Source organism: Sinorhizobium fredii NGR234 (assembly GCF_000018545.1).
Taxonomy (GTDB): Bacteria; Pseudomonadota; Alphaproteobacteria; order Rhizobiales; family Rhizobiaceae; genus Sinorhizobium; species Sinorhizobium fredii_A.
On sequence record NC_012586.1, the window covers coordinates 1673032 to 1691580 of the forward strand.

General features: G+C 60.9%; 15 protein-coding genes. 5 read left to right on the top strand and 10 right to left on the bottom strand.

Annotation, left to right across the window (positions count from 1 at the left end; translation table 11 throughout):
* Positions 1-264: 264 nt before the first annotated feature.
* A complete protein-coding gene (locus tag NGR_RS07920) occupies positions 265-660 on the top strand; it encodes a DCC1-like thiol-disulfide oxidoreductase family protein (protein WP_015887731.1) in 396 nt (131 codons plus the stop codon).
* A gap of 498 nt (positions 661-1158) precedes the next feature.
* Here NGR_RS07920 and NGR_RS07925 read toward each other — a convergent pair whose 3' ends face one another.
* The 10 genes from NGR_RS07925 to NGR_RS07970 all read right to left on the bottom strand — a co-directional run bounded on the left by NGR_RS07925 (position 1159) and on the right by NGR_RS07970 (position 13904).
* Positions 1159-1377 carry a helix-turn-helix domain-containing protein gene (locus NGR_RS07925; RefSeq protein ID WP_015887732.1) on the bottom strand — a complete coding sequence of 73 codons (219 nt, stop codon included), beginning with the start codon at positions 1375-1377 and terminating at the stop codon, positions 1159-1161.
* 93 nt (positions 1378-1470) lie between these two features.
* Positions 1471-2802, bottom strand: coding sequence for an aspartate aminotransferase family protein (locus NGR_RS07930; RefSeq protein WP_015887733.1), 1332 nt, complete (start codon positions 2800-2802; stop codon positions 1471-1473).
* Positions 2803-2828: 26 nt separating this feature from the next.
* Positions 2829-5276: a GcvT family protein gene (locus NGR_RS07935; RefSeq protein ID WP_015887734.1), complete on the bottom strand. Its 2448-nt coding sequence runs from the start codon at positions 5274-5276 to the stop codon at positions 2829-2831.
* On the bottom strand, positions 5273-7720 hold the full coding sequence (locus NGR_RS07940) for a GcvT family protein (RefSeq protein WP_015887735.1): 2448 nt from the start codon (positions 7718-7720) through the stop codon (positions 5273-5275). Before NGR_RS07940 ends, NGR_RS07935 begins: the two co-directional genes overlap by 4 nt.
* Before the next feature lie 65 nt (positions 7721-7785).
* Positions 7786-8733, bottom strand: a complete 948-nt coding sequence (locus tag NGR_RS07945) for an electron transfer flavoprotein subunit alpha/FixB family protein (protein WP_015887736.1) — start codon at positions 8731-8733, stop codon at positions 7786-7788.
* A 26-nt stretch (positions 8734-8759) separates the two neighbouring features.
* Positions 8760-9509, bottom strand: a complete 750-nt coding sequence (locus tag NGR_RS07950; protein WP_015887737.1) for an electron transfer flavoprotein subunit beta/FixA family protein — start codon at positions 9507-9509, stop codon at positions 8760-8762.
* 25 nt (positions 9510-9534) lie between these two features.
* Positions 9535-10353: an ABC transporter permease gene (locus NGR_RS07955; RefSeq protein ID WP_015887738.1), complete on the bottom strand. Its 819-nt coding sequence runs from the start codon at positions 10351-10353 to the stop codon at positions 9535-9537.
* Positions 10350-11612, bottom strand: coding sequence for an ABC transporter permease (locus NGR_RS07960; protein ID WP_015887739.1), 1263 nt, complete (start codon positions 11610-11612; stop codon positions 10350-10352). The genes NGR_RS07955 and NGR_RS07960 overlap by 4 nt, the downstream gene beginning before the upstream one ends.
* 65 nt (positions 11613-11677) lie before the next feature.
* Entirely contained in the window at positions 11678-12745 is a 1068-nt protein-coding gene (locus NGR_RS07965) for an ABC transporter substrate-binding protein (protein WP_015887740.1), read from the bottom strand.
* A gap of 31 nt (positions 12746-12776) precedes the next feature.
* Positions 12777-13904: an ABC transporter ATP-binding protein gene (locus NGR_RS07970; protein ID WP_015887741.1), complete on the bottom strand. Its 1128-nt coding sequence runs from the start codon at positions 13902-13904 to the stop codon at positions 12777-12779.
* 415 nt (positions 13905-14319) lie between these two features.
* Between NGR_RS07970 and NGR_RS07975 the strand changes: the two genes are divergently transcribed.
* The 4 genes from NGR_RS07975 to NGR_RS07990 all read left to right on the top strand — a co-directional run bounded on the left by NGR_RS07975 (position 14320) and on the right by NGR_RS07990 (position 18498).
* On the top strand, positions 14320-14925 hold the full coding sequence (locus tag NGR_RS07975; RefSeq protein WP_015887742.1) for a helix-turn-helix domain-containing protein: 606 nt from the start codon (positions 14320-14322) through the stop codon (positions 14923-14925).
* 132 nt (positions 14926-15057) lie between these two features.
* Positions 15058-15909 (top strand): formyltetrahydrofolate deformylase, encoded by an 852-nt coding sequence (purU, locus tag NGR_RS07980; RefSeq protein ID WP_015887743.1) that lies wholly within the window; start codon positions 15058-15060, stop codon positions 15907-15909.
* A 7-nt stretch (positions 15910-15916) separates the two neighbouring features.
* A complete protein-coding gene (gene folD, locus NGR_RS07985) occupies positions 15917-16840 on the top strand; it encodes a bifunctional methylenetetrahydrofolate dehydrogenase/methenyltetrahydrofolate cyclohydrolase FolD (RefSeq protein WP_032490850.1) in 924 nt (307 codons plus the stop codon).
* Complete coding sequence (locus NGR_RS07990) at positions 16837-18498, top strand: electron transfer flavoprotein-ubiquinone oxidoreductase (RefSeq protein ID WP_015887745.1); 1662 nt, start codon at positions 16837-16839, stop codon at positions 18496-18498. Before folD ends, NGR_RS07990 begins: the two co-directional genes overlap by 4 nt.
* Positions 18499-18549 lie beyond the last annotated feature (51 nt).

The window sequence follows — 18549 nt, forward strand, 5'->3', positions numbered from 1 at the left end:
AAGCGGCCGGCCGACGTTCGCACTTCGTCTTCCGCCCGTTCCACGAAAAGGTCGCTTCGCATCGAAATCGACGATGAGTTGGCAATGATCGGATACCAGTACCCACCTTTAACGGGCCGCCAGAACCTGGTGGTTGAGTTCCGCAAATTATTGCTTCAATGGCGCCGCGAGGGTCGTATGATTCCCGTTAGCCATGTCGCTGGTAAAGGTGGGTATTGCGGGTTGCTCGTGCCAGCTCCAATTGCGTAATCAGCGAGGTGCAAGATGGACCAAGTCAGCATCGAAATCAGCTCCAAGTCATGGCTCCTTTATGACGGCGACTGCCCGTTTTGCACTGGTTATGCTCGCTACACGCGCCTGAAGGAGGCGGCAGGACCGCTGCGCCTGGTAGATGCCCGGGAAGCCGGTCCAGAAGCTGGCGAGGCCAAGCGCCGCGGCTACGATCTGAACGAGGGAATGCTATTAAAATATCAAGGGCAGTTTTACCACGGTGATGCCGCTTTGCACCTTCTGGCGATGTTGACCACACCTTCCGGTGTCTTCAACCGCCTGAATGCTTGGCTCTACCGATCGCCCCGTCGTGCGCGTATCGCTTATCCATTCCTGCGCCGCAGCCGAAACGCAATCTTGCGTCTTCTTGATGGCAAACCGATCGATTGAGGCTGAGCATACCAAGATAGGCCGGAGTTCATCTAACGCCAGTGTCGGCACCAAAGAATGCGCCGGACTTCCGCAGTCCACTCACCCACGACGAATGGGAACCAGAAAGATCGACCCGTAGCCGTCGTTCGCAATAGTAGAGCCAATGACAAAGCATTGCATGTCTTCGGACCTTCGCAATACGACCACTCTCGGCATCGTAGCGCGTGAACGTGTTGAGAACGAGCGCGAGACCGCGTGCCATTCGGGTCGCTGCTCTCAGTCCCGCAGGCAGGCAGCGCGTCAACCGGTAATCCAGCCGCCCTTCTCTGGCGGGGAACGAGGATTGAGGGGACATGGCTCCCCTCAATCATATCAGTCCGCGGCGGGTCGATCCGCCGAGGCCGGGGCAAACAAATGTCGGTTGCCCCCTGACTCGACCAATCCTCGGTTGAAGCGCTACTGATGTCGCCGAATTGGCACCTCAGCAGAAGTCCTGACCATACAACCAGCACCCGATCAAATCTTCAAAGCGATGGAGACTCGCTTCACCCGTGCCGGGTCAGTGTCCTCACCCTGCTCGATCTGGACGATTTCACCCACGGTGAGACCGCAGGTGACCGCAAGATCCTCGAGGCTGTATCGGGCCGCCTCGCGCGCGGATTTGACGGCGGATCCAATATTCACAACAATCGGCGCGACGTCTGATGTTTCTGCACTGGACTGGAAACCCTTCATTTGATCCCTCCGTGTTCAACAAACGATTGTTGATATCGAGTGAATGCGGGCTGCGGGCAGGCGCACCACAGTGTGCAACCGCCCCGCCATTCTCTAGTCTGCCCGATCGAGCGCGTCGGCGAGAATCGACATAAGCTCGTCGACCTGCTCCCTCTCGATGGTCAGCGGCGGAGACAGTGCGATGATGTCTCCGGTCACTCGGATGAGAAGGCCGCGCTTGAAACAGTCAACGAAGACGTCGTATGCCCGTGCTCCTGCGGCCTCCGACCGTGAGGCGAGTTCGATCCCCGCCACCAGGCCGATTGTCCGGATATCGATGACGTTCTTCCGGGACCTCAGGCCGTGAACCGCGTCTTCCCAATAGGTTGCCAGTTCCGACGCGCGGGTGAGCAGAGCTTCCTTCTCATAGATCTCCATCGCCGCCAGTCCGGCGGCACATGCCACCGGATGGCCCGAATAGGTATACCCATGGAACAGCTCGATCTGTGCTTCCGGTCCATGCATCAGGGCGTCATGCACCTTGCTGCTGGTAAAGACCGCACCCATCGGCACGACGCCATTGGTAAGGCCCTTTGCCGTGGTGATGATGTCCGGTGTCACGCCAAAATAGTCGACAGCGAACGGAGCGCCGAGACGCCCGAACCCGCTGATGACCTCATCGAATATCAGCAAGATGCCGTGCTTGTCGGCTGTCGCGCGGAGCCGCTCCAGGTATCCCTTCGGCGGCAGCAGGACGCCCGTCGAACCGGCGACTGGTTCGACGATAACCGCCGCAATTGTCTCCGCGCCGTGCAGCGCGACAAGACGCTCCAGGTCGTCGGCCAATTCCGCGCCATGTTCCGGGAGCCCGCCCTTGGTGAACGGGTTCCTCGCAAGATCGTGAGTGTGACGAAGGTGGTCCGCTCCCGGAACCTGCGGAAAGACACGGCGGTTATTGACCAGTCCACCGACCGAGATTCCACCGAATCCTACGCCATGGTAGCCGCGTTCGCGGCCAATAAGGCGAGTACGGGTGCCCTGCCCGATCGCGCGCTGGTAGGCGATCGCGATCTTTAAAGCTGTGTCTACTGATTCCGATCCCGAGCCCGTGTAGAAGATTCGATCCAGCTTCTTGCCAGGTTCTCCTGGCGCGATCTCGGCCAACTTCTCCGCGAATTGGAACGCGATCGGGTGCCCCATCTGGAACGACGGCGCGAAGTCCAGTGTGTTCAACTGGCGCTCGACGGCTTGCGAGATCTCCTTGCGTGCATGTCCGGCGTTAACGCACCAGAGGCCTGCGGTTCCATCGAGCACCTGATTGCCGTCGATGTCCCGATAATAGACGCCTTCCGCGGAAGCCAGTAGCCGGGGAGCCGCCTTGAACTGGCGGTTCGCCGTAAACGGCATCCAGTAATTCTCGAGATTAGGAGTGTTGGTGCGGTACATGTTGTTTCCTTGTCCGTTTGCCAGCATTACATCTTGGTGCGTTCAGCCTTGGGGTCGTACATCGGCCTCAGCGAAGCCTCGGCCGGGAACCGTTCACCGGCGATCTCGATCTCGTAGCTGGACGACAGCACGTCGGCTTCGCTCTCGCCGTCGCAGGGCACGTAGCCAAGCCCGATTGCGCCGCCGAGGTGATGGCCGTAGTTGCCGGAGGTGACGATCGAGACGATCTTGCCATCGCGCACCAGGGCCTCGTTGTGGAACAGCAACGGTTCCGGGTCCTTGAGACGGAACTGAACGAGTCGACGCTTCAGCCCCTCTTCGCGTTTACGCAGGACCGCGTCCCGGCCGATGAACTCGCCTTTCGCCGTCTTCACGGCGAAGCCCAATCCTGCCTCAAGGACGTGATCCTCGTCGGTGATGTCGTGTCCGAAATGCCTGAACGCCTTCTCGATACGGCAGGAATCAAGGGCATGAAGACCGCACAATTTGAGTCCGGAAGACTTGCCGGCTTCCTCAATCGCCTCGAACACGTGGGCGGTCTGGTCGGAGGAGACGTAGAGCTCCCAGCCCAGTTCGCCGACATAGGTGACACGATGGGCGCGGGCGAGTCCCATTCCGATTTCGATCTCCTGTGCCGTGCCGAACGGGAACGATTCGTTCGAGAAGTCGTTGGGGCTCACTCGGGTGATCACATTGCGCGCCTTCGGCCCCATAAGCACCAGAACGGATTCGGACGCCGTGACGTCGGTAATAACCACGAACTCTTCGGGGCGAAGCTGCTTCCTGAGCCATGCGAGGTCGCGCTGAAGGGTTGCGCCGGGAACGACGGCGAAGAAGGCGGTCTGGGAGAGACGGGTCACGGTCAGGTCGCTCTCGATGCCGCCGCGCTGATTGAGCATCTGGGTGTAGACGATCCGGCCCGGCTCGACGTCCATCTGATTGGCGCACACCCTCTGCAGGAATGCCGTCGCATCCCTACCCTCAATCCGGATTTTGCCGAACGAGGTCATATCAAACAGGCCGGCCCCGTTCCGGACAGCGAGATGTTCTTCCTTCTGGTTTTCGAACCAGTTCTGCCGCTTCCAGCTATAGCGGTACTCGCGCTCCTGGCCCTCCCTGGCGAACCAGTTCGCACGCTCCCAGCCCGCGACCTCGCCGAAGACTGCGCCGCGGGCCTTGAGGTGTTCATGCAGCGGGGTGCGGCGGATGCCACGAGAGGTTGCCACTTGGCGGTACGGGAAGTGGTCGGCGTAGAGCAGTCCGAGGGTCTCCGTGACCCGCTCCTTCAGATACTGCCGGTTGCGCTGGAACGGCTGGGCGCGACGGATGTCGACCTCCCAGAGGTCGAACGGGGGCTCGCCGTCGTTCATCCACTGCGCCAGCGCAAAGCCAGCGCCACCGGACGAGGCGATGCCGATCGAATTGTAACCGGCTGCGACCCAGTACCCTTTCAGTTCGGGTGCCTCGCCGAGATAGTAGCGATCGTCCGGCGTGAAGCTCTCCGGGCCGTTGAAGAAGGTGTGGATGCCGGCAGTCTCGAGCATCGGCATGCGGCTCACTGCCTTTTCGAGGATTGGTTCGAAGTGGTCGAAATCATCCGGTAACTGGTCGAAGCAGAAATCCTCGCTGATGCCTCCCATACCCCAGGGCTTCGCCTTAGGCTCGAACGCGCCGAGAAGCATCTTCCCGGCATCTTCCTTGTAGTAGGCGCATTCGTCGGGAACGCGCAGGACCGGCAGACGGGAGAGGCCCTCGATCGCTTCCGTGACGATGTAGAAGTGCTCGCATGCATGCAGAGGAAGCGTTACGCCGGAGCTTGCCGCCAGGTCCCTACCCCACATGCCGCCGCAGTTGACGACGAGGTCCGTCTCGATGGTGCCGCTCTCCTCACCCCGTGCCCAGGCGACACCGGTGACGCGTCCGTCGCGATCGTGAACGGCGGTCACCTTCACGTTCTCGACGACTTTCGCACCTAGCTGGCGTGCTCCCTTCGCGAGCGCCATCGCGATGTTGGCCGGATCGCATTGGCCGTCACGCGGCAGATGCACGGCGCCGACGACGTCCTCGATGTTGAGATGCGGATACATCTCCTTCACCTGCCGGGGCGAGATTTCCTGGACGTCCACGTCGAATGCGCGGGCGAGCGTCGCCTGGCGGTAGATCTCCTCCTTGCGTTCCTCAGTCAGCGCGACCGTGATGGATCCGTTCTGGCGCATCCCGGTCGCGATGCCTGTCTCCTCTTCCAGTTTGACGTAGAGGTCGGCCGAATACTTCGCCAGACGCGTCATGTTCTCGGAGGCGCGCAACTGCCCGACAAGCCCGGCCGCGTGCCAAGTGGTGCCTGACGTCAGTTGCTTTCGCTCGAGGAGAATAATGTCCTTCCAGCCGAGCTTCGCCAGGTGATATGCGACCGAGCATCCGGAGATGCCGCCACCGATGATGACGACGCGTGCTTTGTTGGGGAGGTTGGTCATGCGCGTATTCTTTCGTTTTGCGGGTCCCAAAGTGGGAGGTCAGGCTGGACCGTTGCCCTGTGGCGTTTTCCAAAAATTTCGATTTCAAGCGATGTTCCGGGTTCAGCGAGATCAGTGCGAACAACGCCGAGCGCGATCGACCTGTCGATGCGGTGCCCGTAGCCCCCGGAAGTCGTTTCTCCGACGATCTGGTCGCCGTGCCAGATGATGGACATGTACGGTGCGTCGTATTCGCCAGCGTCGACGGTCATGGTGGCGAAGCGCTTGCGAACGCCCTGCTGTTTCTCGCTCTCAAGCGCGGACTTGCCGACGAAAGCGGGCTTCTCCCACCGGACAAACCGCTCAAGGCCGCCCTCGAGGATCGAGTAGTCGGTCGAAAGATCGACCTTCCAGGCACGGTATCCCTTCTCAAGTCGAAGGGAATCCAGGGCGAACATGCCGAAGGGCCTCAGCCCGTGTTCTGTGCCCGACTGCCAGACCGCATCGAAGATCGCGGCAGTGTCCTCGACCTTGGAATGGATCTCCCAGCCGAGCTCGCCAGCGAACGAGACGCGCACCAGGCGGCAGTCGCGTCCGACGATCCGGGCGGGCTGGTGTGTAAGCCACCCTTTTGAAAGATCGGCGTCGGCGACCTTCGCCAGAATAGCTCGTGATTCCGGCCCGGTCAGAATCTGGCAGGAGAAGCGGTCGGTAACATCGGTGATCCTGATCGTGCTGTCTTTCGGCAGTTGCTTCTCGAGCCACTCGCGGTCGTGCCACTGCGCGACGGCGGCTGTGATCAGGACGAACGCTTCCTCCTCGATCGCCATCACCGACATCTCGGTGACGATCCTGCCGGCGTCATCGGCGAAGTAAGCGAGCCCGATCCGACCAGGCTTGGGGATCGGCCCAGTCGTTATGCTGAGAAGCCAGTTGCGGGCTCCCTCGCCCTCAACCCTGAAACGAGAGAATCCAGGCAGATCCAGGATTCCGGCATGGTCGCGGACGGCGTGGCATTCCTCGCGAACGCGTCTCAGCCAGGGCCCCTCGCGTCGGAAAGTTTCGGTGCTGTGTTCGGATGTGTCGTCCCCCGGATGTGCATACCAGTTCGCGCGTTCCCAGCCGTTGTAGGGACCGAACTGCCCACCGAGCTCCTTCATTCGATTATGCAACGGCGAGAGTTTGCGGTCGCGTCCGGCGGGCCACACATGGCGAGGGAAGTGGATCGCGTACTCGTTTCCGTAGATCTCCATGCCCTTGTCGAGACAGTACTGCGGATCCGTGTAGTTGGTGAACCGGCGCGGATCGCAGGACCACATGTCCCATTCCGTCTTGCCTTCCGTGACCCATTCGGCGAGCACCTTGCCGGCACCGCCAGACTGGGCAATGCCGAACGTGAACACGCATGCTTCGAATGCGTTGGGCACTCCCGGCATCGGGCCGATCAGCGGATTGCCGTCCGGCGTGTATGGGATTGGGCCGTTGATCACTCGCGAAAGACCGGCCGTGCCAAGGATCGGGACGCGCTCCACGGCGTCGTTCAAGTACCATTCCAGCCGATCCAGGTCGTCCGGATAGAGCTGGAAGGAGAAGTCGTCCGGCATCGGGTCATCCGGTGTGGCCCAGTGCGCGCGGCAGTTCCGCTCGTAGGGCCCGAGGTTCATCCCCGTCTTCTCCTGCCGCAGATAGTACGAGCTGTCGACGTCTCTCAGGAGCGGCAGCTTGCGACCGTGTTCCGTGGACCAGGCCGCGAGTTCGGGGATTTCCTCGAACAGAATGTACTGATGGCTCATCACCATCATCGGCACTTCCCGGCCGAACATACGGCCGACTTCCTCGGCCCGATAACCAGCCGCGTTCACCACGTACTGGCAACGGACATCGCCCTTCTCCGTGCTGATGACCCACTCGTCGCCATCGCGTCGCACGCCGGTCACAGCGCAAAAACGGACGATCTTCGCGCCCATTTCCCTTGCTCCCTTGGCGAGGGCCTGGGTGAGCTGCGCGGGATCGATATCGCCATCGTTGGGATCGTAAAGTGCGCCCTTGAGATCGTGGGTTTCCAGGAAGGGATAACGTTGCTTGATATCGTCGAAGCCGACGATCTCGATGTCCATTCCCTGGTAGCGGCCCATTGCCTTGACGCGCTGGAATTCGCGCATCCTTTCGTCGGTATGCGCCACGCGCAAGGATCCGGTGACGTGATAGTTCATCGGGTAATCGACTTCAGCCCCGACACGCTTGTACAGCTCCGTCGAGTAGCGCTGCATGTGCATGATCGACCAGGAGGCTGAGAACGTCGGTACGTTTCCGGCCGCATGCCATGTCGAACCGGATGTCAGCTCGTTCTTCTCGAGAAGAACGCAGTCCGTCCATCCGGCTTTCGCGAGATGATAGAGGCAGGAGACCCCGACGGCCCCGCCTCCAATGATCACTACCCGGGAAGTTGATGGAATTTCAGACATCTATGTGTCTCCGTTTCAGTGCAAACTGAGATAGGATCCGGCCGATGTTGTCCAAGCCTTGGAGGTTAGAGCGCCCTTTCGAGCTCCGGCAGCACCTCGAAGAGGTCGGCGACCAGGCCGTAGTCGGCGACCTGGAAGATCGGCGCTTCCTCGTCCTTGTTAATCGCGATGATCACCTTCGAATCCTTCATGCCGGCCAGGTGCTGGATCGCCCCGGAGATGCCGCAGGCGATGTAGAGATCGGGCGCGACCACCTTGCCGGTCTGGCCGACCTGCCAGTCGTTCGGCGCGTAGCCGGCGTCGACGGCGGCTCTGGACGCACCGACGCCGGCACCGAGCTTGTCGGCAACCGGCAGGATGACTTCCTTGAACTTGTCCGCCGAGCCGAGCGCCCGGCCGCCGGAGATGATGATCTTCGCCGAGGTCAGCTCCGGCCGGTCGGAGGACGACAGTGCGTCGGAGACAAACCTGGAGAGATCGGAGAAATTGGCTGTCGTCGAGATTTCCTCGACGACAGCCGAGTTGCCTCCTTGGGAGGCAGACGGGAAGGCTGCGGTCCGCACCGTGATGACTTTCTTCGGCTCACTCGTCTGCACCGTCTGAATGGCGTTGCCGGCATAGATCGGCCGCTTGAAGGTGTCGGCTGAAATCACGTCGATGATCTCGGAGACCTGCGCGACGTCGAGGAGCGCCGCCACCCGCGGCATGACATTCTTGCCGACCGAGGTGGCGGCGGCCACAAGCGTGTCGTAGGAGCCGGCCAGCGAGAGGATCAGCGCCGCCAGCGGCTCGGCGAGATTGTTGGCAAGGCTTGCGTCGTCGGCGACCAGCACCTTGGATACGCCGGCAAGCTTCGCCGCCTGTTCGGCGACGGCCTTGGCGCCAGCGCCGGCGACCAGCACATGCACGTCGGCTCCAGCCCCGCTGGCAATCTTCGTCGCTGCCGTCAGCGCCTTGGCGGTCTGGTCGGAAAGGTTCGTATTGTCGTGGTCAGCCAGCAGCAGAATGGCCATGATTTAAGTCTCCCGTTCCTAAAACTTTAGAGAATGCCGGCTTCGCTCTTGAGCTTCTCGACGAGCTCGGCGACCGACTTGACCTTGATACCCGCCTTGCGGCCGGACGGCTCCTCGGTCTTCAAGACCTTCAGCCGCGGCGCCGTATCGACCCCGAAGTCGGCCGGGCTCTTCTTGTCGAGCGGCTTCTTCTTCGCCTTCATGATGTTCGGCAGCGAGGCATAGCGCGGTTCGTTCAGGCGCAGATCGGTGGTGACCACCGCCGGCAGCTTCAATTCGACGGTCTGCAGACCGCCGTCGACCTCGCGGGTGACGTTGACCTTGCCGTCACCGAGCTCGACCTTCGAGGCGAAGGTGCCCTGGGCCCAGCCCAAGAGCGCGGAGAGCATCTGGCCGGTCTGGTTCGAATCGTCGTCGATCGCCTGCTTGCCGACGATGATCAGCCCCGGCTGTTCGGCCTCGGCCACACCCTTGACGATCTTGGCGACAGTGAGCGGCTCGACCTGGTCGTCGGTCTCGACGAGGATCGCCCGGTCGGCGCCCATGGCGAGCGCGGTCCTCAGCGTTTCCTCGGCCTTGGCCGGGCCGATCGAGACGACCACCACTTCGGAAGCCTTGCCGGCTTCCTTCAGCCTGAGCGCCTCTTCGACGGAGATCTCGTCGAACGGGTTCATCGACATCTTGACATTGGCGAGCTCGACGCCGGTGCCGTCCGCCTTCACCCGGATCTTGACGTTGAAGTCGACCACTCGCTTGACTGGCACTAGTATTTTCATGACTGGCTCCATGGTTGTCCGGCGTTTAGTGGGCAGAGTTTGGGTTATTGATGCGCTGCTGGCGGGCTTGCAGTGCGTTCGCGGTCAGCATGAGAGCGGCAGCGACGATGATGAGCAGCGTGGCGACTGCTGTGATCGCCGGACTTATCTGCTCTCTCAGTCCGCTCCACATCTGTCGGGGCAAGGTCTTCTGCTCGGCTCCGGTTATGAACAGCGCGACCACGACGTCGTCAAACGAAGTGACGAACGCGAAGATTGCGCCGGAGACGACACCCGGCATGATGATTGGCAGCATCACCCGCCGGAATGCGGTCACCGGCGGTGCTCCAAGACTGGCCGCGGCGCGCATCAGGCGGTGATCGAAACCCGCCAAAGTCGCGGCCACGGTGATCATCACGAACGGCGCTCCGAGTGCAGTATGGGAGAGCACGAGACCTGTCAGCGTATTCAGCAGCCCGATGTCCGCGTAGAAATAGAAGATGCCTACCGCGGCAACGACGAGCGGAATGACGATCGGCGAGATGATGATCGCCGAGAGCGCCATCCTCCACGGACAGTCCGGGCGGTTCAGCCCGATCGCAGCCAGGGTGCCAAGCGCGGTTGCCAAAACCGTCGCGAGCGCAGCCACGATGAAGCTGTTGCGCGCCGAGAGCTGCCAGTCGACCGAGGCGAACACGGCTTCGTACCAGCGTAGCGAGAAGCCGGGCATGGGATATGTGAAGAACGGCTCCGAATTGAAGGACAACGGTATGATTGCCAGGATGGGAGCCATCAGGAAGACAAGCACCACGCCCGCGAATATACGCAGCGTCCACCTTGCAGGCGTTGCTTTTCCGACGCTCATGGCTTGGCTCCTGCACGGCTGCGCCCGTAGGCAAGGACGAGGGCGAGATATAACCCGACGACAAGGGTCAGGAGCACCACTGCGAGAGCGGCGGCCATGCCCCAGTTCGACGACTGGTTTACGAAATACGCAATGAAGTAGCTGAGCATCTGGTCCTTGGGTCCGCCGACCAGTGCGGGCGTGATGTAGTATCCGAGCGCCAGGATGAAGACCAGCAGTGCCCCTGCACCGACCCCGGGCATCGTTAGCGGCAGGTACACTCTCAGAAAGGCCTTGTGCGCGGGCGCGCCGAGAGAAGACGCGGCCCTCCAGTAGACATCCGGGATGCCCTTCATGACTGCATGCACAGGCAGAACGACGAACGGGAGCAGGATGTGGGTCATCGCGATCAGAACGCCGACGCGGTTGTGAACGAGTTCCAGTGGCTGCGAGATCAAACCGAGCCACGAAAGGAGCGAATTGACGACACCGTTGCTCTGCAGCAGGACAAGCCAGGCCGTCGTTCGGACCAGCAAGGAGGTCCAGAAGGGCAACAGCACGAGCATCAGAAGCCAACGGGAGTAGACCGGATCGGTGGTGGCCAGCAGGTATGCCAGCGGGTAGCCAATCAATACGCACAAAACAGTCACGCAGAGACTAATGACGACTGTCCGGACGATGACATCGGTGTAGATCGCGTCGTCTTTTGCCGTGACGATGTCACCGTCAGGCATTTTCGCCAGGTCAACGGCTTTCAGCAGATAGTAATCCGTTAGCGCGGGAGACGCCTGCTTGATGATCTGCCAGGTCTCGACCTCGCCCCATTTGTCATTGATCGCAAGGAGCTCAGCGCGAGCGTTCTCAGAAGTGAGATTGCCTGCTTCGCGGACCGTACGGTTCATGAGAGTCCGAAAGCCCGGAGAGTGGTAGTTGAGCCGTTTGCTCACCTCTGCGACGCGGTCTCGAGAGGCAGACTGCAAGTCGCGGACCAGGGCCTCGTAGACATCGTCCGAGGGAGTAGCCCGCATGTCCCACCCTGCGAGCTGTTCTGTTGTGTGGGAGAGTACCTGGGCGACTTCGCGGTTGTCGACCGCTCTCGCCAGGAGCAAACCGATCGGCAGCAGGAATGTCACTGAAAGGAAAAGGAGAAGCGGCGCAACGAGGGCCAAGGCCTTGAAACTGCCCGCCCGGTTCGCCCGTTTCAGCCTGATCCGGAGCGCCGATGCCGCCTGTACGTGACCTGCCGTCCCGATTGCCGTGTTTTCATAGGAATGCGTCATCGCCCTGCCGTCGAAACCCTGTTTCGTTGTTAGGGCGGAAGAGAGACCCCTCCGCCCTGTCTCAGTTACTGTGCGAGCCAGGTGTTGAAGCGCTCGGTCAGCTCCTCGTCATGATCCGCCCAGAACTGCGCGGAGATCGAGAACGAGGTCTTCGAGTTCTCCGGCGAGGTAGGCAGATTCGGGAGGACGGAAGCATCGACAAATCCCGCGGCCTCGATGTTGGACGGACCGTAAGGGATATACTTCGTCTGCTGGGCCAGGTTCTCGGGCCTGCTGGCGAAGGCGACGAACTTCTTGGCGAGCTCTACCCTCGGGCTACCCTTGGGAATCGCCCACATGTCCCAGTCAAGGGCCGCACCGTCCCAGACGATCTTGAAGTCTTTCCCGCTGTTCTTGACGGCGTCGTAAATCCGGCCGTTGTAAGCCGTGGTTACGGCGACTTCCCCATCCGCCAGGAGCTGCGGCGGTTGTGCACCAGCGCCCCACCAGACCTTCACGTGCGGCTTGATCTCATCGAGCTTCTTGAACGCCCGGTCGACGCCTTCGCTCGTCTCGAGCACCTTGTAGATGTCGTCCGGAGCTACGCCGTCGGCCAGAAGTGCAAGCTCGAGGGTCGATTTGGGAGACTTCCTCAACGACCGTGGGCCGGGGAATTTCTTGACGTCCCAGATATCGGCAACCTTGGTCGGGCCGCCGTTCGGAAACTTGGCGTTGTCATAGGCAAGAATGTAGGCGAACGCGACGTTGCCGATCGCACATTCCAGGGCGGCCCCCGGAAGAAACTTGTCCTTTCCGCCAAGCGACTCATAGTCGATCGGTTCAAGCCATCCCTCGTCGCAACCCTGCAGGGCGTGGCCCGGTTCAACGTCGACGACATCCCAACTCACGTTGCCCGTCTCCACCATGCCCTTGAGCTTGGCAGTCTCACCGCTCCATTCATCGGTTACGATTTTCGTGCCCGTTTCCTGTGAAAACGGATCGAAATAGGCCTTCGCCTGGCTGTCCTGGTAGGCGCCTCCCCACGAGGCGATCGTCAGCTTGTCCTCGGCCCGGACGTTCGTGGCGATGGCGGTCGTTGCGACAAGCGCAAGCATCGACACCGCGCCGATTGCCCTGTTTTTAACTTTCTGCATCGTTATTCCCCTTCGTTTTGGTGATGGTCACTCATGCTTTCGCCGTCGCCGCGTGCTCGCGAGTGAGCGCGGGGCAGTCGTCGAAATTCCAGCCGATGAGCACGTTTGCGCCGGGCGACACGTCTGCCGGGACACCGTGGCCATTCGGGATCTTGATGATGATTTCTTCGGAACCGAGCGCCGCCACCCTCACCCGGACATGGTCGCCGAGATAGATGAGCTCTCTGACACTGGCTTTGATGTTGTTCGCCCTGTCGGAGGTGTGGCCGATCCTTATCCTTTCCGGACGGATTGACAGGGTCGTTTTCTCGCCGGCTGCAAGCGGTGCGCCCACTGCCGCCTTTATCGTCTGGCGATCACCGTCGATCTGGACCGTGCAATGCGGACCCGAGACGTCGAGGATGGTGCCGTGAAGCGCGTTGTTGTCGCCAATGAACTGGGCCACGAATGGGTTGGCAGGACGTTCGTAGACGTCGGCGGGCTTGCCCAACTGCTGGATCCGTCCCTTGTCGAACACCGCGATGCGGTCGGACATCGTCAACGCCTCGCTTTGATCGTGAGTGACGTAGACGATCGTGATCCCGAGCCGCTCGTGGAGGTGCTTGATCTCGATCTGCATGTGCTCGCGGAGCTGCTTGTCCAAGGCTCCGAGCGGCTCGTCCATGAGCACGAGGGACGGCTCGAAGACGAGCGCGCGAGCCAGCGCGATGCGCTGCTGTTGGCCTCCGGAAAGCTGCGCCGGCCTGCGGCCGGCGAACTTGGCCATCTGAACCATGTCGAGCGCGGCCTCGACCCTCGCCTTCTGGTCGGCTTTTTCGACCTTCCTCATCTGAAGCGGAAACGCGACGTTCTCCGCGACTGTCATATTGGGAAACAGGGCGTAGTTCTGAAAAACGACGCCGATGTTGCGTTGGTGAGGCGGCAGCCGTTCGATCGGCTTGCCGTCTAGAATGATCCTGCCCGCGGTAGGCATTTCGAAGCCAGCCAGCATCATAAGGGACGTAGTTTTCCCTGAACCGGAAGGTCCCAGCATCGTCAAGAACTCCCCGCGGCGGATCGCCAAGTCCAATCGCTCGACGACGATGGTCACACCGTCATATGTTTTCTCCACGCCTTCGAAGCGTACGAGATCGCCGTTGATGCGCGGCTCGGGGTTCATGGCCGCGCCCCCCGAATGTCCATGCTGGACTGACGGAGCCGGGGAGCCATCAGCCCAAGAAAATTGGTACGCAGCTTCCCGTTCGGGAAAACGCCAAGATCGGCGTCCCAATCAAAGTTTCGCATTTTTCCACTCCGAGGTTGTCTCGGCCCGTCTTTTTTCCCTTCAAATGGGGCGGTGCCGTCGCGTCCATAAACCGGACGTGGAAAAACCTTGTCATAAAAAAATTGGTTTTACAAGCGTGAAAAAAAGCACTTGATTTTTCATGATTATGAAGACAACATCATGGAGACAGCAAAATCGTTCGAAAAAATATAGGCGACAATTTCATGAACGACGATTCTTGCACGATGAGTGATTGTCTGTGCCCCCTGCGCGGATGTAACTATTCATCATGTTTTCATGAGGAATAGCCATGCCCCCCAGGACAATGCGCAGAGCGGATGAGTGGAACGTCGCTGAAGCAGTAGAAGAGATGGCCATTGGAGGACAGATCAGGGAGTTGCGCAAGGTCAAGGGTCTGACCCTCCAGCAGGTCGCAGACGCCGCTGACGTATCAGTTGGCTATCTCAGCCAGATTGAGCGCAATCAGACGAAACTCCCGATCGGCGTGCTGAAAAAGATCAGCGATACGCTTGGGGTGCACATGAACTGGTTCTTCCACGGCAGTGATGTTCCGGCACAGGAAAAGGACGTTGTCGTTCGCTCACACAATCGCCGGAAGTTCACTTTTACGGGCCTGGGAATCGAAGAGGAACTGCTGTCGCCGAATCTGAGCGGCCCCTTGGAAATGCTGTTGAGTACGATCGAACCGGGCGCGGATAGCGGCGATTACAGCCATGACGGTGTCGAAGCCGGGTTGGTCATATCGGGGAGACTGGACTTGTGGGTCGCAGGACAGTTCTTCCAACTCGAGGAAGGCGACAGCTTTTCGTTCAAGAGCACGGAAATACATCGCTGCCGCAATTCGGGCGACAAGCCGACGAAGGTCGTCTGGGTGATCACTCCCCCGCATTACTGATGCGGGCGACTAGTTAAGGGGACCGCAACCACACGGTCATCGCAAAATCGGCAAGAAACGGCCACCGCTTCGCATGGCGAAAGCGGCGAAGGCGTAGCTATGCCTTCGTCTGGCAACCAAGGGAACCAAAGCATGCCATCGAATTTTACACTCACTTTGTCCTGCGAGGACCGCCCCGGAATCGTCGCGGCAGTGACAACCGAACTCGCCGCGTGTGGCGCCAACATCGCCGAGAGCAACCAATTTTGGGACCGGCAATCGAATCGCCTGTTCATGCGGATTGCATTCACCGCGCCAGAGAAGATCAGCAGGGATGACGTCGAACGCTCCTTGAAGCCTGTCACCGACCGTTTCGATATGAAGACGAAGCTGGTTGATAGCGATCGCAAGCCGAAGATCATCATAATGGTCTCGAAGTTCGACCATGCGATGCTCCACCTTCTGTATCAGATCCGGGTCGGCTGGCTGAACGCAGAAGTGGCGGCCATCGTTTCCAATCACGAAGACAGCGCCGCGACTGCAAAGCTGGAGGGCATTCCCTATTACCATTGGAAGGTGACCAAGGAGAACAAGGCCGAACAGGAGGAGCGGCTTATCGAGCTGGTTCGCGACACCGGTGCCGACCTCATGATCCTCGCGCGCTATATGCAAGTTCTATCGGACAACCTGTCGACGCGGCTTTTCGGCAAGGTCATCAACATACACCACTCGTTCCTGCCGTCTTTCAAGGGCGCCAAGCCTTACCACCAAGCGTTCGACCGCGGCGTTAAGCTCATCGGCGCGACTTCGCACTATGTGACGCCCGATTTGGACGAGGGTCCGATCATCGAACAGGAGACCGAACGCGTCACCCATGCCATGACCGCGGATGACTTCGTCGCCACGGGCAGAGACATCGAGAGCCGTGTCCTTGCGCGCGCCGTCAAGATGCACCTCGAGTGCCGGGTCATGCTCAATGGGCATAAGACGATCGTGTTTTCGTGAGGCGGCGATGAGCATCGGGTGCAAGTTGATCTCCGGACGGGAGGTCGCGGAATCAATCATCGATCAGGTCAAGGCTCATACCGTAGCGCTCTCTGCCAATGGCATCACGCCTGGACTCGCGGTGATAATTGTCGGCAGCGATCCCGCGAGCCAGGTCTATGTCGCTTCCAAAGGCAGGAAGGCCGAAGAATGCGGTTTTCTGTCCATTAAACACGAGCTGCCACACGATGTCCCGGAACGTCGATTGCTCGAACTGATCGACTCCCTGAATGCGGATCCCTCGATACACGGCATTCTCGTCCAGTTGCCGCTTCCCCGACATGTCGATTCCGGAAAGGTCATCCAGGCGATCTCTCCCCAAAAGGACATCGACGGCTTCCATTTCATAAATGTGGGCAAGCTGGGTACGGGTGCTCTCGAAACGGCGTTCGTTCCCTGCACTCCGGCAGGCTGCATGATCCTTGTCGAAAGGATTCACGGGAAGGACTTGTCGGGGCTGTCGGCTGTCGTTGTCGGCCGCTCCAACATCGTGGGCAAGCCGATGGCCAATCTGCTTCTCGCCGCTAACGCCACTGTCACCATCGCTCATAGCAGGACCGCGAATCTGGAAGTGCTCTGCCGTCAGGCCGACATCCTTATTGCGGCGGTAGGACGGCCTGAGATGATCCGGTCCGATTGGATAAAGCCTGGCGCGACCGTGATCGACGTGGGGATCAATCGCATCGCGTCGAGGGACGACGGCGGAAAAACGCGCCTTGTTGGGGACGTCGATTTCGACGGCGCGGTAGAGCGCGCCGGAGCGGTCACGCCGGTGCCCGGCGGTGTCGGACCGATGACCATCGCGATGTTGATGGCGAACACGCTGCGTGCTGCCTGCCACGCCAACGATGAACCAGCCCCTCACTTCGGATCCGGTGGAGTCCTTAGATGAGCGACCAACGCCTCCCCGAGCGCGAGAGCATGGAATTCGACGTGGTGATCGTCGGCGCCGGTCCGGCGGGCTTGGCCGCAGCGATCCGGCTGAAGCAGGTCAATCCGGAGCTCTCGGTCGTCGTGCTCGAGAAGGGCGCCGAGGTCGGCGCCCATATCCTCTCCGGCGCCGTCGTCGATCCAATCGGTATCGACCGGCTGCTGCCGGACTGGCGCAACGACGCCGACCATCCGTTCAAGACCGAGGTTACCGACGACCACTTCCTGTTCCTCGGCCCGGCCGGCTCGATCCGCCTGCCGAATTTCCTGATGCCGCCGCTGATGAACAATCACGGCAACTACATCGTCTCGCTCGGCAATGTCTGTCGCTGGCTGGCGACGAAGGCGGAGGAACTCGGCGTCGAGATCTATCCGGGCTTTGCCGCGACCGAAGTGCTCCACAACGACGAGGGCGCGGTGATCGGCGTTGCCACCGGCGACTTGGGGCTGGAGCGTTCCGGCGAACCGGGGCCGAACTTCGCCCGCGGCATGGCGCTCTTGGGCAAATACACGCTGATCGGCGAGGGGGTGCGCGGCTCGCTCGCCAAGCAGCTGATCGCGAAATTCGATCTTTCGAAGGATCGCGACGTCCAGAAATTCGGCATCGGCCTCAAGGAACTCTGGGAGGTCAAGCCGGAGAACCACAGGCCGGGCCTGGTGCAGCACTCGTTCGGCTGGCCGCTCGGCATGAAGACCGGCGGCGGCTCGTTCCTCTACCATCTCGAGGACAACCTCGTCGCCGTCGGCTTCGTCGTGCATCTGAACTACAAGAACCCCTGGCTCTACCCGTTCGAGGAGTTCCAGCGCTTCAAGACGCATCCGGCGATCCGCGGCACCTTCGAGGGCGGCAAGCGGCTTTCTTACGGCGCCCGGGCGATCACCGAGGGCGGCTACCAGTCGGTGCCGAAGCTGTCCTTCCCGGGTGGGGCGCTGATCGGCTGCTCGGCCGGCTTCGTCAACGTGCCGCGCATCAAGGGCAGCCACAATGCCGTCTTGTCGGGCATTCTCGCCGCCGAGAAGCTGGCGGCGGCGATCGCTTCCGGCCGCGCCAATGACGAGCCGATCGAGATCGAGCGCGGCTGGCGCGACAGCGCCATCGGCCAGGACCTGAAGAAGGTGAGGAACGTCAAGCCGCTGTGGTCGAAGTTCGGCGCGGCGATCGGCGTGGCGCTCGGCGGCCTCGACATGTGGACCAACACGCTGTTCGGCCTCTCCCTGTTCGGCACGCTGAAGCACGGCAAGACCGATGCCCAGTCGCTGGAGCCGGCCGCCAAGCACCAGAAGATCGACTATCCGAAGCCGGACGGGGTGCTGACCTTCGACCGGCTGTCGTCGGTGTTCCTGTCGAACACCAACCATGAGGAAGACCAGCCGATCCACCTCAAGGTCAAGGATCCGGAGCTGCAGAAGCGCTCGGAATTGGAGGTCTATGCCGGTCCGTCGACGCGCTACTGTCCGGCCGGCGTCTACGAATGGGTCGAGAAGGACGGTCAGCCGGTCTTCGTCATCAACGCCCAGAACTGCGTGCACTGCAAGACCTGCGACATCAAGGACCCCAACCAGAACATCAACTGGGTGCCGCCGCAGGGCGGCGAAGGCCCGGTCTATCCGAACATGTGACGTCCGGTAGGCAATTGTCAGGTGCCGTCCAGGCGGACCCTCCTGATGGGA